A 25,246-nucleotide genomic window follows, 5' to 3' on the forward strand; every position below is an offset into this window, starting at 1 on the left:
TAGTATTTAGTACATAGTATTTAGAAATGAGTTGACAAGATTTTTTAGTTTAGTCAGTTTTTTTGTCCTTACTCCTTGTTCCTTATTCCTTTTTCCCAACTAGTATTGATTAACAAAAAAAGCGCCTTAATAACTCAAGACGCTTTTTAAATTACTTACCAAACCTTACTTTTCAATCGTAAAGCTACTTAATTTCACAAACTGCTCTACTCTTGCTTTGATTTCGTCTTGTTTTAGGTTGATAAGGCGTTCTGTTCCGAATTTTTCAACGCAGAAAGAGGCTAATGCAGATCCGAAGATGATGGCATTTTTCATATTATTGAAATTGATGGTGTCAACTTGTGCTAAATAGCCAATAAATCCACCTGCAAAAGTATCGCCAGCACCTGTTGGATCAAAAACATCCGCTAAAGGTAGGGCAGGGGCAGAGAATATTAAATCTTCATTAAATAATAGAGCACCATGTTCTCCTTTTTTAATGATTAGATATTTTGGTCCCATAGCCATGATTTTTTTGGCTGCTTTCACTAAAGAATATTCGCCAGACAATTGTCTAGCTTCAGCATCATTGATGGTTAAAACATCTATATTTTTGATAACTGAGAGAAGATCATCAAGAGCAATGTCCATCCAGAAGTTCATAGTATCAAGAACAATTAGCTTAGGGCGCTTTTTCATGCGATCTATGACCGTCTGCTGTACTTGCGGGGTAAGATTACCCAACATCAGAAATTCGCAGTCCTGGTAGCTCTCAGGAATAATAGGGTCAAAATCGCCAAGTACATTCAGTTCGGTGATTAAAGTATCGCGACTATTCATGTCGTTATGATATTTTCCTGACCAAAAAAATGATTTTTCGCCTTTTTTGATTTGTAAACCTTCGGTATTTATTCCGTGATTATTAAAATTTTGGATATCTTCTTGATGAAAATCTTCACCAACTACTCCAACGATTTTAACTTTTTTGTAGAAGTAAGAAGCTGCTAAACTTGCGTATGTGGCTGCTCCGCCCACTATTTTGTCGGTTTTTCCGAAAGGTGTTTCGATTGCATCAAAGGCAACAGAACCAATAATTACTAGACTCATAAATTATTTTAAAAAAAATTTCACACAAATATTGCATAAATAATTTAAAATCCCGAATATTGCACTCCCGAAAGGGACGAAATCACAGGATGATTTCGAAACCAGAAATTCCTAAGTAGCTCAGCTGGTTAGAGCATCTGACTGTTAATCAGAGGGTCCCTGGTTCGAGCCCAGGCTTGGGAGCAAAACCCCACCATAAAAGGTGGGGTTTTTTGTTATATAGAGTTTTATACTTTCTAAGTTCCCAGCTTTAAAATTTCCTAGTATATTTGACTATGCCAAAGTTAGATAGGACATATAGTACTTCAAGTAATCTTTTTGAACAGAAGGAAGAGGTTGTACATTATTTAGGAATGAGTAAGGTAGAAATTGCAAAGGTTTTCGCTTATTTAAATAGTGTTTCCTATAATTATGCTTTAGGTTATCCTCCTAAAATGGACAAAGCTGCTTTTTCAATGCGAAAATAATAGTCATGGGAAATATTTTCAATCCAGATTTTCAAGAATTTTTACTGGCTCTGAATAAAAATGAAGTCCATTATGTCTTTTTCTTTCTCTAACACTGACTTAGGCTTTTGCATCTTTTTTTAATTTTTCAGTTTTTTGTATTTTGGAAATTCAATTGATTAATATGCAAAGAAAGAAAAGTTGGCTTGATAAATTGAATGAAAATAAAGAGTCAAAAATTAAACGAATTGATATTGACTTTGCTGATATTCCATCAGGGAGTGTTATGTTTATTGCAACACCAAAAATCATTGATGAGTATATAAAGGGAATTGGTGTTGGAAAGCGTATTGACATAAAAACATTACGGAAAGACCTTGCTATAGAGCATAATGCTGATTACACTTGTCCCGTAACGACAGGAATATTTTTGCGAATTTTGGCAGAAGCAAACTATGAAATTTTGCAACAAGGAAAACGTTTAGAGGAAATCACACCTTTCTGGAGAGTGATTGAACCCAATAGTATATTGGCTAAGAAACTTACATTTGGCCAAGAATTTTTACAACAACAAATTGAAAAAGAAAACGCAAACTGGAATTGTTAACTATACTTTTCCCAATAACTTTCATTAAAATAACAGGAGGTAAAGGCCTTAATTTCCTAATTATCAAATACCCAATCATCTTAATATAGTTGCACCTTTCGTTTGTAAGTGGACCAAAATTAGAAAAGCCATCAGCAATGATGGCTTTTTCTTTGTAAATCAGCGACTTATGGTATAGCATCCTTTCCATTCTCAATATGGGCTTTTAATGAAAAGATGCAAGCATGATCTTCCTTTTGGTCATTCCAGTTACCTTTTATAGAACTCCGAAAGGCTCTCAAAGAGCATATCGGTCTCATTTTTTTTCAATTTTTATTGTTTATCAATATATAATTATTGATATTTGAAAAAAAATCAACTAAATATGAGACAAATCACCAGTACTTGGAAAGAAAAGTGGACTCAACAACCCACCTTAATGCTCATCACCATCATTATCTGGTCTATTTTTATCGGATTGTGTATTGAGGCAGGCGCCTTGCTTTTTACATTCTTCTACAGTTTTGTGAAGCCTGGCGTAGCTCTAGATCTTTACGAAGGTATAAATTTATATTCCCTTCTCACGCAGAATAGCTGGTTCTATGTGGGGCTCGTCGCCCTTATTCTATCCATATCTATTTTGAAAGCACAGCTGTTTTATACAATGATTCGGATTTTTTTTAAGATAGACCTCATTCATCCCTTCAGTAAGGAAATCGCCAAACTGATCAGCACCCTCAGTTACATTACGCTTGAAATTGGCTTGTTTCTTTTGATCACGAAATCTTTTGTGAGCTGGTTGCTTAAGCGTGGATTTGCACCAGAAGGTGTGCAATCCTATCTCTCTGGCGCATTTGAATACTTCCTGTTGAGTGCATTGATTTTTGCCATCGCACAAGTATTTAGGCGTGGAGTGGAAATACAAAAAGAAAACGACTTAACAGTATAAGCTATGCCCATAATTGTGAATTTAGATGTAATGATGGCAAGGCGTAAAATGTCATTAAATGAACTTTCGGAAAAAGTTGGATTGACTCTATCTAATTTATCAATACTTAAAACAGGAAAGGCAAAAGCAATTAGGTTTAGCACGCTAGAAGCAATTTGCAATGCATTAGATTGTCAGCCTGCCGACATTTTAGAATTCAAAGATATTAGTGAAAGATGATATCAAGAATTGAATTGATAAACGAAAAGAAATTAGTTGGAAAACAAATGATCATGTGTTATGCCGATTATAGAATTGGTGAACTTTGGGCAAGTTTTATGCCTAGAAGAAATGAAATACAAAATAAATTGTCAGACGAATTAATATCTTTAGTTGTTTACTCATCAACTCATTTTGTAGATTTCAAACCTACTAACGAATTTGAAAGGTGGGCAACAGTGGAAGTGGAAATCTTTGACAATGTGCCCAATGAAATGGAAACTTATATTTTGCCAGGCGGACTTTATGCTGTTTTTATTTATAAGGGTTTAAGCACTGGGATTTCTAGTTTTTATCAAAATATTTTTAATATATGGCTGCCTAATTCAAATTATATATTAGACGATAGGGCTCATTTTGAAGTTTTAGGTGAAAAATATAAAAACAATGACCCATCATCAGAGGAAGAAATTTGGATACCTATAAAAGCCAAATAAAGCATTCAAAATAAATCTTTTAAACTAAAAAAGTTTATAATTTTATATTATAACCTTTTTTATGGATAAGCTAATTCAATTCTTTGTTAATTACCGAAATGAAGTCATCGTGGGTGTCCTTGTTTTTCTCTTCTTGATTTTCAGAGATGTAATAAAATCCTTCTTGTAAAATTGCAGTAAGTTCAACCATTTAACCCCTTTCCATTGCCTATTCAAATTTATTTATTCTCCTCTAGTCGGTATTGTCACCCCACCAGCAGAAATCTCAACACCTTTCATTCAATACATCTTCCTTAAACTGCGAAATCTGTTTTTTCATATCCTTTATCTCCTTCAATTTTTGATCTAAAGAAATAAGCTTCTGCTCTAAAAGTTCTAATTTTTCCTCCTTGCTAAATTTATTATTGTACCAGGCATCAATTATTTGACCAATCTCTCTAATGGTAAAACCTACCGACTTAGCATCAGTAATAAATTCTAATTTCTCAGCAGTCTCCTCATCATAATGAAAATAATTATTGGATTTTACCGTCTCATCCCGCCTGCCTTCAATTAAACCCGATTTCTCGTAAAAGCGAATGGTGTGGACAGATATTCCTGTCATTTTAGAAAGTTCGTTGATCAACATGAAGCAAATATAGCTTGTTGAAAAATAAATATCAAGTATAGACTATACTCTAATGTTGTAGGTTTGGATTTAAGCTCATAAGTTTGTCGGAATTTAAAAAATGAGAATATGAAGAAGACTATATTAATTACTGGAACATCGAGTGGAATTGGAAAATCCACTGTTTTTGAATTTGCTAAAATGGGATGGAATGTAATAGCAACTCAAAGAAATCCTGAAAAAGAATCTGATTTTAATTCACTTGCTAACGTGAAACTTTATGCCCTTGATGTGACCAATTTGGATAGTATCACACAAACATTATCCAAAGTACATCAAGATTATGGTAAGATTGATGTAATTGTAAATAATGCTGGATATGGTGTAGATGGCGTCTTTGAAGTGATGTCTGATGAAGTGATTGAAAAACAATTCAATACCAATGTGTTCGGATTGATGCGCGTAACAAGGGAAGCAATTAAATTGATGAGACCTGCAGGAGGTGGCACCATTATTCAAATTTCAAGCATGGGAGGTAAGATCACTTTCCCTTTATATAGTATTTACCATGCTACAAAATTTGCTGTAGAAGGATTTACCGAGTCTTTACATTATGAGTTGGCGCAATTTAATATTAAAATGAAGCTGATTGAGCCTGGTCCCATTGTTACTGATTTTTATGGCAGAAGTCGTCAATTTATAAAGCCTGCCGACATGAATATTTACGATAATTTCATTGAAAAGTTCAATGATGCGGCCGCAAAAGTGATGAAGGATGCTGAAGGTCCCGATGTTGTTGCAAAGATGATTTATAAGGCGGCAAGCGATAATACGAATCAAATGAGATATGCTGTAGGTAAGCCTGGTCCGCTGTTATTAAAATTAAGAAAACTCCTTTCCGATAAATTGTATTTTTTAATGGTTAGAAAGAGTTATAATTTATAATTCCCCATTAATAAGCTCAGTTGAATACCCCATTTAATTATGAGCATAATCAAATTTTCAAAAATTGCTTAGGCCTAAAATACCATCAGGAATGATGGTATTTTTTATTTAGGTAGGCTCATATTTTTCATCTCTTTTTCCCAATTCTGGAAAAGCTTAGGTTGATATTGTTTTTATTGATTACATTTATGTTATACCTGTAAAACAACAAATGCCTGATTGTCAATGACTTTATGCTATAAGCCTAAAAATAATGTGCCATTGGCTAACTAAGGCCTTGTTTGAATTTTAGAGAGAACCTTGAATGTTTAGCTTCGAAGTTTTCTCATAGATGTTTAATTTTAACAAAAAAGCAAAATCACAATGAAACATTTATTGCAGCTATCTGGTATTTATTTCGATTCATATTTTAGTCCCGAAAACGTTCGTAAAGTCGAGCTTTTTATTCTGCGCGTAGCCATTTTTGCCTTTATAATCCATTTATTTGTAATTTTTTTGGGCAATAACTTCGAATATTTCAAAAATTTCGAGCATAGTTATTTAAAGGCTATTTATACCCCATTTAGTTTTATTCTATTCTATGAAGTTTTTCTCTTGGTTATCATTTTACCGAAGTCGATTTCTGAATTTATAGGAAAGCAATTTGAGGTCATTACCCTAATTACCTTGAGGAGCTTTTTTCATGATATTGCTGATTTCGATTTGAAGGCTTCTGATGATATTAATAACCCTGAATATATTTATCTACTTTATGATTTGTGTGCAGCTTTAATCATGCTGGGTTTGACCATACTTTATTATAGAATTTATCAAAAAAACCGCAAAGCTGGAGGATCAACAGAGCTCAATAATTTTATCAATATTAAAAAAATGGTTTCTTTAGGCATGATTTTGATTCTTCTCCTATTGAGTGTGAGTAGTTTATTTACTTGGGGAATGGATATGATTCATGCATTAAGCGTTAATGAAAATTACCCTAATCCTAATACGGTTTTTTATGCCGATTTCTTTTCAATAATGATTTTTGTGGATGTTTTGCTGCTAATTATTTCATTCATGTATCACTTTTCATTTTTCACTATTTTTAGAAATGCAAGTTTTATCATCACTACTATTTTAATTAGGATGTCTTTAACCATCCATAAACCAATGAATTATATCATTATTTTAATTGGATTCCTTTTTTCAATCTTAACTTTTTACCTCTATAGTCTTAGGAAATCGAAAGACTCAAATTAGTGGATTTTTTAAAATAGCACATTGTCATTGCTAGGAGGCACGACGAAGCAATTGCTTTGCTGCGCGCGCAATGACATTTGAGATATTCAACCAACTAGAGAAGTTCATCGACCAGATGTGGCATTTAGATCTAAAAAACTATTCCTCATCAATGTTATAAGACTTCAAAATCAGTGCATTATGCTTCTCAAGAAGCTTAATATACTTGTCTTTCCAATGATCCCTTTCTTTAAGTGCCTCTGCTAAGGTTTGAGGAGTATAGGCGTGGATAGGTTCTTCTGTGTGACTGAAGTAACTCTCTAATTCAGGAAATTCAATCGTAAAATCATGGTTTAATGCTTTACCGTATCTAATTAAGATAGAAAAGTCTAAATCCGGTTTAGCAAAATGCCTGTAAACGGTAGTCCGGTCGTAATCTACTCTCTTTGATAGTTCAGTTAATGAAAACCCACTTGTCTTGAACACTTTTTCTAATACTTCACCTCTGTTTATCAGCATGTTACAAATTACAGCAACATTAATAGCTATTAAAACAACAAAATGTGTTGCTTTGATATAAAATATGCATCATTTTTGTATTATATTGATGTAAATTTTGCGCCAAATTATTTTACTATAATTCGAGATACCAAATCATGAAAAAGCTTTGTTTACTAATTTTAGCCTTAATACTGTTCGCCGGTTGCAATGAATCGCAAGAAGTACAAATCCATAATGGGCTTTCACTTCAACAGCATCAGCCTAGCACAATTCATCATAATCGGATACGTATCAACACTTTGCGGGCATGTGAATGTAATGGGAGAGCTTATTTACCTTCGAGTATTGAATTTGCTGCTTTTGATTAAATTTTGAAGCCTTACTTTAAAAATAGCTATCTGTAAATAATATTTCATTATTCATTTTCCAAGCTATTTCATTCTGAAGGGTTAATTGCACTTTATTAATTAGTATTTGCTTTTATTATTCTTTAAATGTCTTTTATTTCCCCAAATGACATTTGTTCTGCCTGATAGCCTTTTTTGATTAAAAAATTTGCTATTTTAAAAAATTAATTATCTTACGCCTGATTAAGTATAAATTGTTTTTTAATTGTAATGCAAATTTCACTTTTAGGACTTGAATAGACTAAAAATTAAAAATGAAAACTTGGATGATTGCCTCCTATGGAGCCAGTTAAAAGCTGGTGACGAAGAGGCCTTTTCATTATTATTTGAAAAATATTATGGTTTACTTGTTAACTATGGTAAAACCTTAAACACAGAAAGTGAAATAGTAAAAGATTGTATTCAGGATGTTTTCGTAGATATTTGGAATTACCGTAATACTCTTAATGAAGCTCGTGTTGTTAAAGCATATTTACTATCAAGTGTACGAAAGCGTATTGTGCGACTTCATGAGCGTAATCATATATTTTCTAACACAATAAATATCGATTCCATTGATTTTTTATATGAATATTCGATTGAAGATCGACTTATAGCTGATGAGACCATGGTTAAATCAGTAAAGAAAATCAATCAGTTGATAAATTCATTACCCGCCCGTCAAAGTGAAGCATTGTATTTACGATATCATCAAGGATTAACTGTAGATCAAGTTTCGGAAGTTTTAAATATTAATTATCAATCCACAAAAAATCTGCTACATAGGGCTATATTGCAACTTCGTAAGGAATTCCCCCTAACAGTTTTAATCACAATTTTGAGTGTTTTATCTACTGTTTAGTTTAATAAAATAAATAAATAGATTTTATTGAGTACCAATTTCAAAACTTGTCCTCTATAGTTTTGAAATCATAGATAAATGCAAAAACGCAATTCCTATAAAAAGCTAGAAGATTTTTTATTTGATCCTTCTTTTCAGCGCTGGGTAAAATTCGAGGACGACTCTGCCCAATGGGAGGAGTGGACCCTAGAAAATATTGAAAGAGCTAAATTGGTTGAGGAGGCTCGTCTTTGGATATTGGCCATGAATGTCAAAGAGATTCCTGTTTCTAATAAGGAAACTCAATTGGCACTTCAAAAAACATGGGAAAAAATAAAACTATCAAATGAAAAGACATTAAAAAATACATCAAGATATATTTGGATTCGCACGGCTGCTGCTGTTTTGATATTTGCTATTGCCTCCTTTGCGTATTTCACTCTTGATGATTCAACTTTATTAAAAAATACTATTACCTATCAAGATTTAGTTGAAAACGAGTCAAATGGATTAATCGAACAAGTTAATAATACAGATAATCCTCAATTGATTACACTGTCGGATGCAAGCTCAATTCTCTTGCAACCCAAAAGTAAAATTAGCTACCCTAAAACTTTTAATGGTCGCGAAAGGAAGGTTTTTCTTTCAGGAGAAGGTTTTTTTGAAATTAGTAAGGACCTCAATAAGCCATTTTATGTGTATTCAAATGAAGTTATTACTAAGGTTTATGGAACCAGCTTTAGGATTATAGCTTATCCCAAACAACCCAATGTAGATGTATTGGTACGCACAGGAAAGGTAAAAGTTAGTTCAAACAGAGACTCAAAAAACGCATCCGCTAAGGAAGTATTTCTTCTTCAAAACCAAGCGGCAAGATTTGTGCGTAAAGAACAATTTTTTGAAAAAATATTGGATATAACTCAAGATAAATCTCTTTTCGCTTCTACCAATACTATCGAAAAATTAAGCTTTGAATTCAAGGATATTCCTGTTCATCAGATTTTCAAAACACTGGAGCAAGCATATTTAGTAACTATCGATTTTCCTGCAGGAAAATTAGAGGATTGCTATTTAACTACCTCACTAAGTGATATGCCTTTGCCAGAGAAATTAAAAATCATTTGCGAGAGTTTAGGTTATAATACCCGCTATGAGATGAATGGAAATAACATAATAATTATTTCAAATGGATGCGATTAACTTCATGTATGCCTATGGATAAACAAAACTAAAACTAGAGTCAAAATTGCTTTTGCAATATTGACGATTTTAAATTTTTAACCCCTTATTAGCTGCTAAATAATTAAAAATGCAATTCTAATAGTATTAATATAACAAAAAAATATGAAAAAAAATCTTATTAATCAACGGTTATTATCCCATGTCGTGAAAATATCATTGTTACAAATGGCCCTTATTCTTGTTCTAACAAGTATAACAATGGCAAAGCCAGCAAGTGGTCAAGGTGTTCTTGATTCTAAAGTTACATTAGTTCTTAATAATGTCACTTTAGAAAATGCCTTAACGGAGCTTGAAAAATCTGTACAAGTTAAATTTTCATACAATTCAAGGGCCCTGAAAGTCAACCAAAAAGTGAATGTAAATTCAAAAAATGAGGCTCTTTCAAGCTTATTAAATAAACTATTGAAGCCTTTAAAAGTTAGTTATATTCATGTTAGCAATAGAATTATACTTAGAAAAAATGAGGATTCTAGTGATTTGAGCAGTGCAGAGCAATCCCAAGCATTAAATCTATATCAAAATCAGGCTGCTGATATCGTGATTAGCGGTACAGTTTCAGATGAAAATGGAGATAAAATGCCGGGCGTAGGTATCGGTATTAAAGGGACTACTCGTTCTAGCAGAACAGATATTAATGGTAATTTCACTATTTCTGTACCTGACAATAAAGCTGTTTTGGTATTTAGTTTTATTGGTTACCAGACTCAAGAAATAGCTGTAGGTAATCAAATCAATCTTAACGTTAAGCTAAATCCAACTGATAAGGCATTGGATGAAATTGTTGTTGTGGGATATGGTGTATCTAAAAAGAGCGATTTAACAGGTTCTGTTGTTAGTTTAAAAGAAGCAGATATGTCGCAAGGCACAAATAGTTCTGCTGCACAATTACTAAGTGGAGTGGCTGCCGGAGTAAATGTTAGTACAAGCAGTTCGGCTCCTGGAGCAGCCTTAAAAGTTCAAATTAGAGGTGCCGGCTCAATCAATAGCTCTAATAACGTTCTATTTGTTGTGGATGGATTGCCAGGTGTTGATCCCTCAGCTTTAAGTCCCGATGATATCGAATCTATTGAAGTATTAAAAGATGCATCAGCATCAACTATTTATGGTACTAGAGCTGCTAATGGTGTTGTTTTAATTAGTACTAAAAAAGGTCAGTCAGGTAAGTCGTCTATTAGATACAATACCTACTATGGAATGCAAAATACTGCCAAGCAATTAGATGTTCTTAATGCAGCTGATTATTATAGATTGGTAAATTTAAGACAGGGGACTACTGTTTTTACCGAGCAGCAGATTAAGGATATTGGCGCCGGAACAAATTGGCAAAATGAGATTTTTAGAACTGCCCCTATTCTAAACCATCAATTAAGTATTTCAAATGGTAATGAACAAGGCAATTATTATGTTGGTTTAAACTATTTCGATCAAGATGGTATCGTAAATACCTCAGGGAATAGAAAAATTAACGGTAGAATTAATGCTCAGACAAAACCAATCAAAAATTTAACTATAAGCACTAATATTAATTTCACAAGATCTAATCTTAATGAAATTTTAAACTCGAATGCTGCAAATGAAAGTGCAGGGCCGTTGAACTCTGCAATTCAATATGATCCGAGTATATCACCAAGATTGAATAGTCAGAATCGATATGATTTAAACCCGACTATTGCTTTGGATAATCCAATGGCACTAATTAATGGGATTAATAATTCAACCTTATCTTCTCAGGTGTACGGAACTGTTGCTGCTGATTATAAGTTCTTGAAATATTTTACTGCAACTGCTAGGCTTGGAGGCGAGAGTGTTAGTTCAAGAAATGATATCTATAATAATCGTTTAACCATTAATGGTAGAGCAAATGGCGGTATTGGTTCTATCGTATCTTCAGATTACTCACATCAATTGTCGGAGTACTTATTAAGATTTGATAAAACATTTAATGAAAAGCACAATGTTTCCATTTTGGCGGGTACTACTTTCGAACAGTTTACACAGCGTGGTGTGGGAAGTAGTTCGGCCGGATTTTTATCGGATGTGGTAGGTACAAATTTATTGCAAAGTGGAAATGGAGAGTTGAGCGATAATGTATCGAGTTCTAAAATTAGAAACCAATTACACGGTATTTTAGGTAGATTGAATTACTCGTTCAACGACAAATATTTATTGACCCTTTCATTTAGAGAAGACGGATCTTCAAGATTTGCAGAAGGCAGTAAATACGCATTTTTTCCAGCTGTGTCAGTAGGTTGGAATATTGGTAATGAGGCATTTTTAAGTAAGGTGAACTGGCTTTCTAGTTTAAAAATTAGAGCTGGTTATGGTAAGCTAGGAAATCAGGGTATCAATAACTTCGAAACTATCCAAACTCTAATTTTTGGAGGTAATTCAATTTTCGGAGGTAGTGTTAGTCAGGGCGTTGTTCCAGCAAGATTGCCAAACTCAGAATTAAGATGGGAAACTACAAGTGAAACAAATGTTGGTATTGATTTCAGTTTTGCTGGAAATCGTTTCTCAGGATCGGTAGATTACTTTAATCGAATAACAGATGATCAATTATTCATTAAACCGCTTCCTTCAGTTGTTGGTTTTACATCAGTTCGTACTAATATCGGTTCTGTTGTGAATCGTGGAGTTGATTTCCAATTCGTTTCAAATAATATACAGGGGCGTGAATTAAAATGGAAGACACTTTTCAACCTTTCATTTTTAAAGAATGAAGTAACAAAACTCCCTGATTTTACACAGGAAATTATTACGGGTAGTATTGGAACCTTTATCAATAATTACACAATTGTTAGAAGAGGTCATGCATTGCAATCTTTCTATGGTTATGAAATTAATGGTATTTTCCAGACGGGAGAAGCCCTTAAGCCAATTCCAAGCGTTACAGGATATGCTGCCGGTATGCCAAAATTTGTTGATCAAAATGGTGATGGAGTAATCACTGATGCCGATAGAGTTATCCTAGGTGATCCATTCCCGGATTATACTTTTGGTATTACAAATCAAATTTCTTACAAGAAGTTCGCTTTGAATTTCCAAATCAATGGTGTGCAGGGTATTCAAACATTAGATGCCAATGTAACGGAATCTTTGTATCCTACAAATACAGTTAGAAATTCAATTAGCAGGTATTTTAACGATAGATGGACTACACAAAATCCTTCTAACACCTTACCTTCAGGAGTAAATTCAAGTGTATATGGTGGCTCAAGAGCAATCAACTCACTTACTGTAGTTGATGCATCATTCGTGCGACTTAAAAACGTTACTCTTGGATATGACTTGCCATTAGGTCCTAAGCAAAAAATTAAGTCGCTAAGAATTTATGGCGCAGCCGAGAATTTAGTAACATTAACTAAATACGAAGGATTTGATCCAGATGCTAGTGCAACCGGAAATGGTGTTTCTAAAGTAAACTATAACAGTTATCCTTTAGCAAAGACATTTAGATTAGGTTTAGAAGTTAATTTTTAATTATAGGAATTATGAAAAATTTTATAAAGTTTAGTTTAACAATTATTGCTTTTTCCGTATTGATAATTAGTCCCGGTTGTAGCGACTTTTTAGAGGAGGAGGTTTACAGCGAGTATGATCCAAATAAATTTCTGCAAGATAAGGCAGGAGTAGACGCGCTTCTAACTGGTGCTTATTCTTCTATGGCTATTACCGATGTAGCTCACAGAGATTACGCTAGTATATTGAGCGAATTTCCTACTGACATTGCATGGGAAACTGGTGGTGGATTAGAAAGATTGGTAATTCCAATAATGCAATTTAATTGGGATTCAAATGTTGGATTTTTTGATACTCAATACAATAAATACTATCAAGCAATAGCAAGAGCAAATAATGTATTATTAGTTGCTCAATCGTTGAAGGGAGTAAATGAAGCAACAATCACTCAAATTAATGCTGAAGCGAGGTTCATTCGCGGATTTTCATATTATGTTTTACATGATTTGTTTGGTCCTACACCAATTATTGAAATTCCAAGCGGTAGCTCATTAGATGAAATTGAAAGAATAGGAAAACAGACTCCTAAGGCAACTGAAGCTCAGTATAGAGCTTATGTTGAGGCCGATTTAACATTTGCCGCAAAAAACTTAAAACCTAGCGCTGTTTCTAGTAGAGCAAATTTGGGAAGTTCTTGGGCTTTATTAAGTAAATTTCATTTGAGTAATCGTGAATGGCAAAAGGCTGCTGATGCGGCTGCTGAAGTGCTTAAGCTTGACTATGCCCTTTACACTGATTACACTAAATTATTTGCAATTGAAGGTGAAAATAACAAAGAGTATATCCTAAGATTTGAATGTTTGCCTGGCCCAACAAGTCCGCAGTCAAACCTCTACATGGCTCATGCTTTTCCTCCTTCATATCCAATTCTTTCAACATGGACCAATTTTGGCGCCCAGTTTAGAACATTTACCGCTTTTTATGAAAAATTTGATTTAGTTGATCTAAGAAGAAAATTATTTATTGATGAATACACTCAAATAGGTGCAACAACAGTAACTAAACTTTCTCGTGATGCTTCTGGAAAGGCTTTAGACAACGTTCGTAGCTTTAAATTTCTTCCAGATCCTGGAGGTATTGGAGATCGTCATGGTAATGATATTCCATACATCCGACTTGCTGATATTATCCTTTCAAGAGCTGAAGCATTAAACGAGCTAAATGGACCAAACCAAGAGTCAATTGATCTTATCAATAGAATTCGTAATAGAGCTAAAGTTAATCCAGTAAATTTAGGAACTTTTATTTCTAAGGAAAGTTTGAGAGATTTTATTCTTGATGAACGTGGAAAAGAGTTTTTCAGCGAGGGTAAAAGAAGAGAAGATCTAATAAGACACAATAAATTTATTCAGCAAGCCATAGATAGAGGAATACAAGCAAAACCACATCAAGTTTTGTATCCTTTACCTAAAGCTCAAATAGATAATAACCCGAATTTGAAACAAAATGACGGTTATACTAAATAAAATATTCTAAATGAATAAAAAAGGAGTGAGGTTTACCTTACTCCTTTTTTATATTTTTTAAATTATTATACCGCCGCGTCATTTCGAACATGCCAAACAAATCGTTCTTAGTTAAATTTAGTCGTCTGGCATGGAGAAATCTTAGGCTATGAAACACGAACTTTGCCTTCTGCAAATTCATTGACGTTATGAGGTGCCCGGATGAGATTTCTCCACTCATCACAATTGTAATAATAACACGCCTACAGTCGAGTGTTCGAAATGACGGCGCGGTTGAACTAAAATACCCTTATTAGGTACAAAAAATCAATAAAGACGACCTGTAAATAAAATTATTTCATTCAACGATAAATCATATATTACGTACGTTAACTCATTCATAATCTTGCATTTCAAAAATAATTTATTTTTGGACTATGATAAAAACAATATTAGTCGATGACGAATACAATTCCAGAGAATTTCTGGATAAAATGTTGACTACATATTTCCCGAATAAGTTTTCAGTCTTAGCGAAATGCGAAAGTGTGGATGATGCTATCAAGGCTATTGAACAGTGTCAACCAGATTTAGTTTTTCTAGACATTCAAATGCCTGATAAAAATGGCTTCCAACTTTTCAAAGAATTAAAGAAAGTTAATTTTGAAGTTATTTTCACAACTGCTCATTCTGAATTTGGGATAGATGCGATCAAACAGGGGACTTTAGATTATCTGTTGAAACCAATCAACTTCCCGGATTTGTCAGAAGCGGTTAAAAAATATGAGAATAAAGTCCACAAAGCTTCATTGTTCGATAAATTTGCGCTATTAGTTGAAAATTTGGAGGCAGGTGAATCGGATTATAGGAAAATTGCCTTCCCCACAGAAAATGGCTTTGAACTTATTAAAGTTAATTCAATTTTATACTGCGAGGCAGATAGTAATTATTGCAAAATTGTACTTCTTGGCGGTAAAAAAATCATACTCTCTAAAACATTAAAACATGTGGAAGAAATGTTGCCTTCTAATGTTTTTCAACGTATTCATAAGTCTTATTTAGTGAATATGAATTATGTAAACCGAGTTCATAAAACCAATGAATTAATGGTTCAATTGGCTACTGGAGAAACCTTGCCTGTATCCATTAGGCAAAAAGAAAACTTGATTAATGCTATCCTCAAAGAAAAATAGACTATGCCTTATTTTTCTCTTTTTTGTTGAAGTTTTATACGCTCAACAATTTCCGTCCACCAATTTAACTACTGTTGATGGTCTTCCTAACAATAGCGTTTATTCTATTTTAAAGGATAGTAGAGGTGTTTTATGGCTTGGTACTGCTAACGGACTTTCAGCTATAAAAAATAATAGTATTCAGAATTTTTATGCTACAGACGGATTAGCGCATAATAGTTGCTGGGCAATTGTTGAGGATAGAGATAATAATTTGTGGTTTGGGAGTTATGGCGGCGGACTCACATTTTACGATGGGAAGAAGTTTAAAATTATTAATACCGCCCAAGGACTGGTAAATGATAAAATTAGGACCTTATTTATACATGAAAACTATTTGTACGTTGGAACACAATATGGTTTTTCTGTTTTGGATATTGCCACTCATAAAATTGTGTTTAGTGACAAGATTAAAGGAGTAAAAAACCTTTTTCAAGTGATGAATTTTTATGTTAAAATGGGTAAAGTTCATTTGGTGACTTTTGATGATGGAGAGTGGAGTATCGACTTGAAAACAAAGAAAATGAAGCTCGAAAACCATGAAATTCCACATGTTTTTTCTTTATACTCTGTAGATTCTAAATCCTATATCAGCCACCTTGAGGTTAAGGAGAGTCGTTTTAATCAATTCTCAATCAGAGATTATAAAAACAATGTGATTAAAAGATTTTCAACTAGTTCCATTTACTGGGATTATGTGAAAGATAAAAGAGGTGTGATTTTAGCTGCCGGGAATGGGGTAAATATAGCCAGTGGGGGAATTTATCAGCTTAGTTCAAAAGGTTTTATACCCAAAAGCGCTGATTTTGGAGTCCAAAGTTTTAATGCATGGAGCCTAGAGTATGACCCTCAACTGGATTTGCTTTATGTTGGAACTTTAGATAAAGGTTTGTACACTATTGATTTAAAAAGTCAATTAACACATTTTAATCCCTCATATTTTACAAAGGATAAATTGGAAATTGTAGAGATTTCCAAATTGGGTGATATTAAATTGGTATTAGGTACGGATGATTTGCTTTTTCTTAGAAATGATAAAATCGTAAAGGAAATTAGTAGGCGACAAGTATTCGAATTCTTGTCCGCACAAAAACCATCATGGACTTCGGTTTGGAATGAATTTTATAAGGATATTCCATTCGAACAATTTGAATTTAAAGATTTAAAAATATTTAATTCTCAAATTTGGCTTACAACAAGCTTTGGCTTAATAAATATCACAAAGGATGGAGAGATAATATCCTCATCCCCAATACCTACAAATGAATATTATTTAAACGAAGAAAATCGATTGCTTTTTCAGCAGTCTTTTGGGCGATTGCATATCATAGATTCTTTTAATAAATATAAATCTTCCGAATTCTGGGGCAAGAATAGGGTAGAGACTATTAGTGACGTGGTTCAATTTATAAAATATTTTGACAGGACTTTGCTATTGACATCTTCTCAAGGATTGATAAATTATCAAAGTGGGAAATTCTTTTCTTATTTCGATAATGCTATTTGGAATGAGAAGGAATTAGTTTGTGGCACCTTAAACTCTAAGAACAATCTCTTGGTGGCCAATGCGCAAGGTGATGTTTTTATACTGGATGTATTTAAAAAGTTCAAAGTCTTAGAAAAAATTCCGGCCAAAAACTTAATGGGTAGATCCATCTCTTTTATAAAATCATATAAAGATTATATAATTATTGGGAATGAAAAGGGCGTAATTCTTTATAAGAACGGTCAAATTAGATTGATAGATGAAGAACAAGGCCTGAGTAATAAAATTATAAAAACAGCTTATTTAGATGGCAATATCTTGAATATAGGAACATTGGATGGCTATTTTAAATTGGATTTAGAAAAATTTTTAAACCCCGAGCCTTTAAGTCCCCAATTAAAGGTTTCTAATATTGAGGTTAATTTTGCTCCTATCTCGAGTAATAATTTTAAATGGTTTCAATTTAGTTCGAATCAATTGGAATTAGCTTACTCAGAAAATACTTTATCCATTGATTTTGAACCTTATCAAATCGCTTATCCCTCCAAGCTAGTTTATAGTTATAAGTTAAATGGGATGAAAAATGCTATTTGGAGCAATTGGTCTGACTCAAAGACCATTAATTTAACCTATTTGCCTGCCGGTAAATTTGACTTGGAAGTAAGAATAAAGGATCTAAATAGCGGTAAAATTACTCTAATTAATTTATTAGCAATAAGGATACTCCCACCTTTTTGGAAAACATGGTGGTTTATAATAGTTAGTGCACTAACTATCTTTGTTATTTTGTATCTTACTGTTAAACAGCGAATTGCATTTGTGAAAAAACAAGAGCAAGAAAAGGGGGAGGTGCAAAAGCGTTTGAGCGAGACTAAAATGGAGGCTTTACAGAGTCAGATGAACCCTCATTTTATCTTCAATGCTATGAATTCGATACAGAATTTCATTTTGGGAAAAAACACAGAGGAGGCACTTCAGTACATGGGGGAGTTCTCTAAATTGATACGACATACATTAAATAATTCGTCCAGGTTAAGAATCAGCTTGGAGGATGAGCTTAAGTATTTAAAATCATATACAGCCTTAGAAAATTTGCGGTTTAATAATGGAATTAAGATCAGAGTTAAGCTTGATAAGTCTATTGATCCATTAAAAATCGAAATTCCGCCGATGCTGATTCAGCCTTTTATAGAAAATGTATTTGTACATGCCTTTAATTCTAAATCCATAAATCCTGAATTGATCATTGATTTTAGTCGGGAAGCCAATTATTTACTCTGCACCATAACAGATAATGGGAAAGGCATGGATGCTGAGAAAACTCAAAAACTATATCAATCTAAAGGCATTGAACTGGTGAAGGAGCGAATCTCATTATTGCAGTCAGACTCCAAATTTGCTGTTGAATTTTCTTCTGTTGCTGGGCAGGGGACGAGGGTGGTGGTGAGGGTTGGGTTGTAAGTGTATTTTACCATTTCTATTCGTTTTTCTCCTTCGTGGAAAACGCTTTAACTCATTAATTAAGTACGTTAACTAATTCATTGTTTTTGTGTGATTTTTTAGGTGTAGTATTGCGGAATCTATAAAAAACATAAATTATTTAAAATGAAAAAAATCAAGATTTTACTTTTGATTGCATTTTTTGCAATCTCTTTTGCTAGCTGTCGATCACAACTTAGTGTTTCAAATGGAGCATATAGTGATATTAGTCTTACACGTGATGCCAAAGAGCACAGTATTAAAAGATTAGCAGAATTGGATGTAAAAAGCAACGCGCTTTTTGGTATCCCTACAGATAAGAACCTAAACAAGAAACAAGGATTAGTGGTTCGTTTTAATGGCATTAATTTAGTTGGGGCTAAAAGATTCTTTCCGATTTTTACAATGGCGGCGGTTAGTTTTGGTACAGGTATAGTTATTCAAGAAATTTCAGGTTTTAAAAATTACAGAGACGATAAATTTTACAATGGACAAAGCCATAATTTGTCTTTAGGTGTTTCTACACTAATAGGATTACCAGTTGCTGGTGCAATTAATAATCAATTATGGTCTAGTTCATTGAGTAGAGCGGCATGGAAACTTAACAACGATTTAATTGAGCAAAATCCAAATGTTGATGTGTTTTTAAATCCTAAGTACGACATTGACATTAAGAAAGGTCTTTGGGGTCAAAAAACTACATTGAAGGCCAAAGTTATGGGAGCTACAATTAAGACTGATAATTAAATATTACAGTTGCTTAATTGAAATTGGATTCATTTTATTGAATTTGATAAACAAAAAATCTGAGCATATACTGTTCAGATTTTTTGTTTTATGTAAAATATAATATGAATACTTAGTTGTTTTATTAATCTCTATTTTAATAAAACTCCCCAAGCGAAAACTCACTTAAGTACTACGTTAACTAATTCATTATTTCTAATTGGTTATTTACAATTAATATTGTAATCAATAAAATAATTTACTACCTATCTAAATTATGAAAAACACTTTAAGGCTGTTAATGGTCCTTACATTATTGCTATTCAATAGTTGTGACCAATCAAATTCCCAACTTTTTGATCTAATACTAGAGATTAAAAGTCAGAATGATGAACTTTTGAGTGAGGTTAAATCTCTTCAAATTAAATCTGATTTGTTAATTTCTGAGTTAAGAGCAAGTGCAGCTAAGCAAGAAGAGCTTCTTGCAAAAGTAACTGACTTGCAAGGTCAATTGTCAACAATACTGTCACAAATAGATGCATTAAATCAGCAATTAAAGACTCAAGATGCAGATGTTCAGCTGATTAAAAACCAGTTGGCAGGTTTGCAGACTCAATATCAAGGAATATTTAAACAATTAGAGGAATTGCAAAAGCTGAGTCAGATTCTCGCTGAAATTGAGAAAATGAAAACTCAGATAAGTCAATTAGATTCAAGATACATTACAATTTTAACTGGTTTAGCACAGAATAAACAACAATTAGATGCTTTAAAGACTCAAATTACATCTGTTCAAACGCAATTAGCAGAAAATCTTACCAAGATAGCTCAGTTTACGAGTCAGTTAGGAGATCAGGGTTTAGTTATAGGTAACATTCTTAAGCAAATAGACTTACTAAAAGCAGATAATGCAGAGTTAATTAAGCTAATGAAAAGTTTGTTGATAGGGAAAAGTCCCGTTCCTACTAACGGACTTTTAGGATGGTGGCCTTTTAATGGAAATGCGAATGATGAGAGTGGGAATAAATTAAACGGTATTGTCTCTAATGCTGTATTGACAACAGATCGTTCTAATAAATCGAATAGTGCATATTCCTTTGATACGAATCAATCGATAACTATTCAAAATTCACAAAATTTGAATCCTTACCCTATGACTATAAGTCTGTGGTATAATGTTTCAACTTTAGGGTCGACAGTCCCTTTGATTAAAAAATATGCGCCTGCAAGTTGGAACGGATTTATGCTAGGAATTTGTGATTGCAGTAATGTTTCCAATGGTTCACAGATTATAAATAATGGTTTTGGAACGTTCCCATGGTATCTAAGAAATATTGCTAATAGAATCATTGGGTACTACGGTGAAGAACCATTTCTTCAAACAAATATTAGTGCTCAAAAATGGTATCACTATGTTTTTGTTGCTGACCAATGGGGCGGAAAAATTTATGTGGATGGAAAACTTATCGCTATGGATAAATGGACAGGTCAAGAAGGATCATTCATGAATAATTTACTGTTGCAGATAGGTGGAGAATACGAAGGAGGAGTTTGGTACAAAGGTAAAATTGATGATATAGGTATTTGGAATAGGGTATTAAGTGCGGACGAGGTATCCAAGATTTTTACTGGTCAGGGTTTCTAAAACAGATTTTATAAAAAAAAATATTTATTCATAAAGCAATAATTCTACACTTTATTACTATGAAAATAAAAAAACTAATCACTCTTCTAGTAATCTTCTCATTCACACTATTCAATAGCTGCGATCAATCAAATTCTCAGCTATACGATTTGATTGTAGAGATAAAAAGCCAAAATGATCAGCTTTTAAATGAAGTTAAAACTCTTCAAATTAAATCTGATTTACTTATTGCTGAGCTAAGACTTAGTGCAGCAAAGCAAGAAGAGCTTCTTCTAAAAGTAACTGAATTGCAAGGTCAATTGTCAACAATATTGTCACAAATTGACGCATTAAATAAGCAATTAAAGACTCAAGATGCAGATGTTCAGTTGATTAAAAACCAGTTGGCAGGTTTGCAGACTCAATATCAAGGAATATTTAAACAATTAGAGGAATTGCAAAAGCTGAGTCAGATTCTCGCTGAAATTGAGAAAATGAAAACTCAGATAAGTCAATTAGATTCAAGATACATTACAATTTTAACTGGTTTAGCACAGAATAAACAACAATTAGATGCTTTAAAGACTCAAATTACATCTGTTCAAGCGGAAATAACAGAAAACCTAAATAGAATAAGTCTATTAACTTCTCTTTTAAGTAAACAAAATGTGGATGTTAAAGATATTTTAAGCCAAATTACTATACTCAAAGGTAAAATGGATGAGTTAAAAACTCAAATGGAAAAGTTACTTGCTGGAAATAATTTATATGAAATGAATCTGGCTGTCAATTATCTTGACGGTGAAAAAGCATCTGTTTCAGACACAACTAAATGGCATTATATATCGGTAGTGTTTCATAGTGATAGAAGGACAGAAATCTATGTTGATGGCATAAAGAAAGTTGATTCTTATAGAGATAATGTTAATTACAGCTACAGTAAATTATATTTAGGTGCATCATTTTATACAAGTTTTACAGGGTTTTATAATGGATTACTTGATGAAATAAGGGTTTCTAAAGTTGTAAGAACGCAAAAGGAAATTCAAGATTATTATGCTAAATCAATCGGTATTGATCAAAATCCAAGGCAAACTTTAGACAACAATACCGTAGGTCTTTGGCACTTTGATGACCCAATAAATAGTAAAACCTTCACGAATTCAGTAAGTGGTAGTACTGCTGGGAACTTATTTGGAAATTATAAATTCTTGAAAGGTATTAGTGGTAATGCTATCTATTTTGATGGGGTTACTGGCAGAGGTGATTGTAATATTAATCCACCAGAATCAAACATGACTATCGAATTTTGGTTTAAAAGCTCAAACCCAATTGGAACGATGATACAGCCATATGGAATGTATAGCACGAACATACAGTTATATAATAAATAACAGAATTAATAAAATATCATCATAAGTTATATTTAAAAAATGAAGAAAATATTAACTCTACTTGTAATTTGCTCCTTCACCCTACTCAATAGCTGTGAACAATCAAACTCGCAACTCTTTGATTTAGTTCTAGAGATAAAAAGCCAAAATGACCAACTTTTAAATGAAGTTAAAACCCTACAACTCAAATCTGATTTACTGATTTCTGAGTTAAGAGCAAGTGCAGCAAAGCAAGAAGAGCTTCTTGTAAAAGTAACTGAGTTGCAAGGTCAATTGTCAACAATTCTGTCACAAATAGATGCATTAAATCAGCAATTAAAGACTCAAGATGCAGATGTTCAGCTGATTAAAAACCAGTTGGCAGGTTTGCAGACTCAATATCAAGGAATATTTAAACAATTAGAGGAATTGCAAAAGCTGAGTCAGATTCTCGCTGAAATTGAGAAAATGAAAACTCAAATAAGTCAATTAGATTCAAGATATGTTACAATTTTATCTGGAGTGGTTCAAAATAAGCAGCTACTAGATGCGCTTAAGACTCAAATTAGTTCTATTCAAACGCAATTAGCAGAAAATCTTACAAAAATTGCTCAGTTAACTAGTCAGTTAGGAGATCAAGGTGTAGTAATTGGTGATGTTTTGAAGCAGATTGAACTGCTAAAGACTAGTAATGCTGAGTTAGTAAAGCAACTTGAATCTTTAATTAACAATAGTGGCAGTAATGTTGCGCCAATTGGTAGTTTAACAGATATTGATGGTAATGTATATAAAACTGTGAAAATTGGTAATCAAATATGGATGGCAGAAAATCTTAAAACTGCTAAATTCTCGAATGGTGATTTAATCCCTAATGTTGTAGATAGATTTGTTTGGGAATGGTTTCAATGGAGTCCAACAAATACAAATACTTTTAGGACTACACCAGCCTACAGTTACTACAATAATGATGAAGGTGTAAATAAAGTTTACGGTAAACTCTATAATTGGTATGTAGTTAGCGATAGTCGTAATGTTTGCCCTACTGGATGGCGTGTATCAACGGATCAGGATTGGACTATACTTGAAAGTTTTATTGGACAAAATCCAGGAGATAAATTAAAGAAAACAGGAACTGATGAATGGAATTTTCCTAATTCAAACGCTACAAATGAATTTGGATTTTCAGCATTGCCAGGTGGACTTAGAAATAATGAAGGTTTTTTTAATGGCATAGGCAGTGATGCTGTTTTTTGGGCAGTTTCAGGTTCCTTAGCTTATTATAGGACAATTAATTCAACTGATCCAAAACTTTATAGAAGTACTAGAAGTAAGACTAATGGTTTGTGCATCAGATGTATTAAGAATTAAAAAAACTCAAATAAAATTTAATAATATAATTATCTTATAAAGAAAATATTAACGGTTATTTTAATTTCTTTATTCACCCTATTCAACAGTTGTGATCAATCTAACTCGCAACTATTTGATTTAATCTTAGAAATTAAAAGTCAAAATGATCCGCTTTTAAGTGAAGTTAAAACTCTTCAAATTAAGTCTGGATATATTGATACTGAAGATGTTAGAGCTTTAAGTAGTTTTTAATCGTTTTACAATGAAAAGAATCTTCATTTTTCTAGTTGTTATATTTTTTTGTTTTTCAAAAAACACCCAAAGCCAGGGTTTCTCTACAACCAGAAACCCTGGTATCATTTTTTATCAAGTCGGACTAGGAGCAGGAACATTCTTTTCTGCTCCAAGACCCACTGTTGAACTTGAAAACATTGTCAATCAGAAGGTACCAGTACTTACTTTAGGCCTCGGCAAGCGATATGGGAATCATGTAAGTGTCAAAAGTAACCTTAGTTTCCAACAATTTTCAGCAAAGGAATTTATTGGTAATGTAGACGGTGAGGATGTTTTAGATCCGATGTTTGATGGTTATAGTTTGGCATTGGATATTACGCCGAGCCTTAATGTAATGCCTAGCTATAATCTCAAAAAAAGATTCCCTGTCGATTTAAATTTAGGCTTAGGACTTGGATATCTACTTACCAACCGAACAGAAAAGCTATATTTTAATGGGAAGTATTATGAGATTAATCTCACAGAGCGAAGTCCATATATCCCTGTAAGGGCTTCACTGTCATTCAAAGTTGGATTTTTAAATGATGTTTCAATCGAAGGAGCTTTCTTCAATACTTGGCTTGATAACAAAAGACCGATTACAAAATTAACAAGAAAATCAGATCACTTTGCACAGTTAAACGTGATGTTTAGGAGGTATGTTTTTTAGCTTTTCTGATTAAAGTTAAACTGGAGAAGGTTTAATTTACTTTAGAAGTATTTTTTTAAATAAAATAGGCTCCAAATTTACTTCAGAGCCTATTTTGTGGAGAATATCGGATTCGAACCGATCACCTCTTCACTGCCAGCGAAGCGCTCTAGCCAAATGAGCTAATCCCCCAATTTATTAATTCTTTTCAAGCCTATCGAAGAGTTTTAGCCAAATGAGCTAATCCCCCGTTTTATTTAAAATTTATTTCCTCACCATTCATCCCTTTCAAGCCTATCGAAGCGCTCTAGCCAAATGAGCTAATCCCCCGTTTTATTAAAAATTTATTCCCTCACCAATCATCCCTTTCAAGCCTATCGAAGCGCTCTAGCTAAATGAGCTAATCCCCCGTTTTACTCAATTCCGTTTTATCAAAAAATTATCTCCTCACCAATCATCCCTTTCAAGCCTATCGAAGCGCTCTAGCCAAATGAGCTAATCCCCCGTTTTATTAAATCCCGTTTTATTTAAATTTATCTCCTCACCAATCATCCCTTTCAAGCCTATCGAAGCGCTCTAGCCAAATGA

The 25,246-nt window shown here is 33.1% G+C and carries 22 protein-coding genes and 2 tRNA genes; 20 read left to right on the top strand and 4 right to left on the bottom strand.

What is annotated here, in order from left to right:
- Nucleotides 1-165: 165 nt before the first annotated feature.
- The gene (locus QZ136_RS10580; RefSeq protein ID WP_291403261.1) at nt 166-1,086 is read right to left on the bottom strand and encodes a PfkB family carbohydrate kinase; all 921 of its coding nucleotides are present in this window, start codon (nt 1,084-1,086) and stop codon (nt 166-168) included.
- A 109-nt stretch (nt 1,087-1,195) separates the two neighbouring features.
- On the opposite strand from QZ136_RS10580, the gene QZ136_RS10585 reads away from it, so the two are divergent.
- The 6 genes from QZ136_RS10585 to QZ136_RS10610 all read left to right on the top strand — a co-directional run bounded on the left by QZ136_RS10585 (nt 1,196) and on the right by QZ136_RS10610 (nt 3,762).
- Nucleotides 1,196-1,269, top strand: a tRNA-Asn gene (locus tag QZ136_RS10585).
- Between the two features lie 92 nt (nt 1,270-1,361).
- Nucleotides 1,362-1,553 (top strand): hypothetical protein, encoded by a 192-nt coding sequence (locus tag QZ136_RS10590; protein WP_291403263.1) that lies wholly within the window; start codon nt 1,362-1,364, stop codon nt 1,551-1,553.
- 163 nt (nt 1,554-1,716) lie between these two features.
- Nucleotides 1,717-2,139: a hypothetical protein gene (locus QZ136_RS10595; RefSeq protein WP_291403266.1), complete on the top strand. Its 423-nt coding sequence runs from the start codon at nt 1,717-1,719 to the stop codon at nt 2,137-2,139.
- Nucleotides 2,140-2,503: 364 nt separating this feature from the next.
- A complete protein-coding gene (locus tag QZ136_RS10600; RefSeq protein ID WP_291403295.1) occupies nt 2,504-3,067 on the top strand; it encodes a DUF2975 domain-containing protein in 564 nt (187 codons plus the stop codon).
- A gap of 3 nt (nt 3,068-3,070) precedes the next feature.
- Entirely contained in the window at nt 3,071-3,286 is a 216-nt protein-coding gene (locus QZ136_RS10605) for a helix-turn-helix transcriptional regulator (protein WP_291403298.1), read from the top strand.
- The gene (locus QZ136_RS10610; RefSeq protein WP_291403299.1) at nt 3,283-3,762 is read left to right on the top strand and encodes a GyrI-like domain-containing protein; all 480 of its coding nucleotides are present in this window, start codon (nt 3,283-3,285) and stop codon (nt 3,760-3,762) included. The genes QZ136_RS10605 and QZ136_RS10610 overlap by 4 nt, the downstream gene beginning before the upstream one ends.
- Nucleotides 3,763-4,027: 265 nt before the next feature.
- On the opposite strand, the gene QZ136_RS10615 is transcribed toward QZ136_RS10610, so the two are convergent.
- Nucleotides 4,028-4,390 carry a MerR family transcriptional regulator gene (locus QZ136_RS10615; protein WP_291403301.1) on the bottom strand — a complete coding sequence of 121 codons (363 nt, stop codon included), beginning with the start codon at nt 4,388-4,390 and terminating at the stop codon, nt 4,028-4,030.
- Between the two features lie 108 nt (nt 4,391-4,498).
- Between QZ136_RS10615 and QZ136_RS10620 the strand changes: the two genes are divergently transcribed.
- Together QZ136_RS10620 and QZ136_RS10625 are read left to right on the top strand one after the other, a co-directional pair.
- Nucleotides 4,499-5,314, top strand: coding sequence for an SDR family oxidoreductase (locus QZ136_RS10620; protein ID WP_291403303.1), 816 nt, complete (start codon nt 4,499-4,501; stop codon nt 5,312-5,314).
- A 363-nt stretch (nt 5,315-5,677) separates the two neighbouring features.
- Nucleotides 5,678-6,553 carry a hypothetical protein gene (locus QZ136_RS10625; protein WP_291403305.1) on the top strand — a complete coding sequence of 292 codons (876 nt, stop codon included), beginning with the start codon at nt 5,678-5,680 and terminating at the stop codon, nt 6,551-6,553.
- Nucleotides 6,554-6,691: 138 nt separating this feature from the next.
- Here the strand turns inward: QZ136_RS10625 and QZ136_RS10630 are convergent, their stop codons facing one another.
- Nucleotides 6,692-7,051 carry a hypothetical protein gene (locus QZ136_RS10630; RefSeq protein WP_291403307.1) on the bottom strand — a complete coding sequence of 120 codons (360 nt, stop codon included), beginning with the start codon at nt 7,049-7,051 and terminating at the stop codon, nt 6,692-6,694.
- A 137-nt stretch (nt 7,052-7,188) separates the two neighbouring features.
- Here QZ136_RS10630 and QZ136_RS10635 point away from each other — a divergent pair, with 137 nt between their 5' ends.
- The 12 genes from QZ136_RS10635 to QZ136_RS10690 all read left to right on the top strand — a co-directional run bounded on the left by QZ136_RS10635 (nt 7,189) and on the right by QZ136_RS10690 (nt 24,679).
- Complete coding sequence (locus QZ136_RS10635; RefSeq protein ID WP_291403308.1) at nt 7,189-7,401, top strand: hypothetical protein; 213 nt, start codon at nt 7,189-7,191, stop codon at nt 7,399-7,401.
- A gap of 271 nt (nt 7,402-7,672) precedes the next feature.
- Nucleotides 7,673-8,281: a sigma-70 family RNA polymerase sigma factor gene (locus QZ136_RS10640; RefSeq protein WP_291403310.1), complete on the top strand. Its 609-nt coding sequence runs from the start codon at nt 7,673-7,675 to the stop codon at nt 8,279-8,281.
- A gap of 78 nt (nt 8,282-8,359) precedes the next feature.
- Nucleotides 8,360-9,460, top strand: coding sequence for a FecR family protein (locus QZ136_RS10645; RefSeq protein ID WP_291403312.1), 1,101 nt, complete (start codon nt 8,360-8,362; stop codon nt 9,458-9,460).
- A gap of 240 nt (nt 9,461-9,700) precedes the next feature.
- Nucleotides 9,701-12,982 carry a TonB-dependent receptor gene (locus QZ136_RS10650; RefSeq protein WP_291403315.1) on the top strand — a complete coding sequence of 1,094 codons (3,282 nt, stop codon included), beginning with the start codon at nt 9,701-9,703 and terminating at the stop codon, nt 12,980-12,982.
- Between the two features lie 11 nt (nt 12,983-12,993).
- Nucleotides 12,994-14,487, top strand: a complete 1,494-nt coding sequence (locus QZ136_RS10655) for a RagB/SusD family nutrient uptake outer membrane protein (RefSeq protein WP_291403317.1) — start codon at nt 12,994-12,996, stop codon at nt 14,485-14,487.
- Nucleotides 14,488-14,903: 416 nt separating this feature from the next.
- The gene (locus QZ136_RS10660) at nt 14,904-15,659 is read left to right on the top strand and encodes a LytTR family DNA-binding domain-containing protein (protein WP_291403319.1); all 756 of its coding nucleotides are present in this window, start codon (nt 14,904-14,906) and stop codon (nt 15,657-15,659) included.
- Nucleotides 15,637-18,645 (top strand): histidine kinase, encoded by a 3,009-nt coding sequence (locus QZ136_RS10665; RefSeq protein WP_291403321.1) that lies wholly within the window; start codon nt 15,637-15,639, stop codon nt 18,643-18,645. The genes QZ136_RS10660 and QZ136_RS10665 overlap by 23 nt, the downstream gene beginning before the upstream one ends.
- Before the next feature lie 144 nt (nt 18,646-18,789).
- Entirely contained in the window at nt 18,790-19,410 is a 621-nt protein-coding gene (locus QZ136_RS10670) for a hypothetical protein (protein WP_291403324.1), read from the top strand.
- Between the two features lie 256 nt (nt 19,411-19,666).
- Complete coding sequence (locus QZ136_RS10675; RefSeq protein ID WP_291403326.1) at nt 19,667-21,034, top strand: LamG-like jellyroll fold domain-containing protein; 1,368 nt, start codon at nt 19,667-19,669, stop codon at nt 21,032-21,034.
- Between the two features lie 59 nt (nt 21,035-21,093).
- The gene (locus tag QZ136_RS10680) at nt 21,094-22,407 is read left to right on the top strand and encodes a LamG-like jellyroll fold domain-containing protein (protein WP_291403328.1); all 1,314 of its coding nucleotides are present in this window, start codon (nt 21,094-21,096) and stop codon (nt 22,405-22,407) included.
- Nucleotides 22,408-22,446: 39 nt separating this feature from the next.
- Nucleotides 22,447-23,754: an FISUMP domain-containing protein gene (locus tag QZ136_RS10685; protein ID WP_291403330.1), complete on the top strand. Its 1,308-nt coding sequence runs from the start codon at nt 22,447-22,449 to the stop codon at nt 23,752-23,754.
- A gap of 244 nt (nt 23,755-23,998) precedes the next feature.
- Complete coding sequence (locus QZ136_RS10690; protein WP_291403332.1) at nt 23,999-24,679, top strand: hypothetical protein; 681 nt, start codon at nt 23,999-24,001, stop codon at nt 24,677-24,679.
- A gap of 97 nt (nt 24,680-24,776) precedes the next feature.
- Here QZ136_RS10690 and QZ136_RS10695 read toward each other — a convergent pair.
- Nucleotides 24,777-24,850, bottom strand: a tRNA-Ala gene (locus tag QZ136_RS10695).
- Nucleotides 24,851-25,246 lie beyond the last annotated feature (396 nt).

It is taken from the genome of Daejeonella sp. (genome assembly GCF_017495225.1).
GTDB lineage: Bacteria > Bacteroidota > Bacteroidia > Sphingobacteriales > Sphingobacteriaceae > Daejeonella.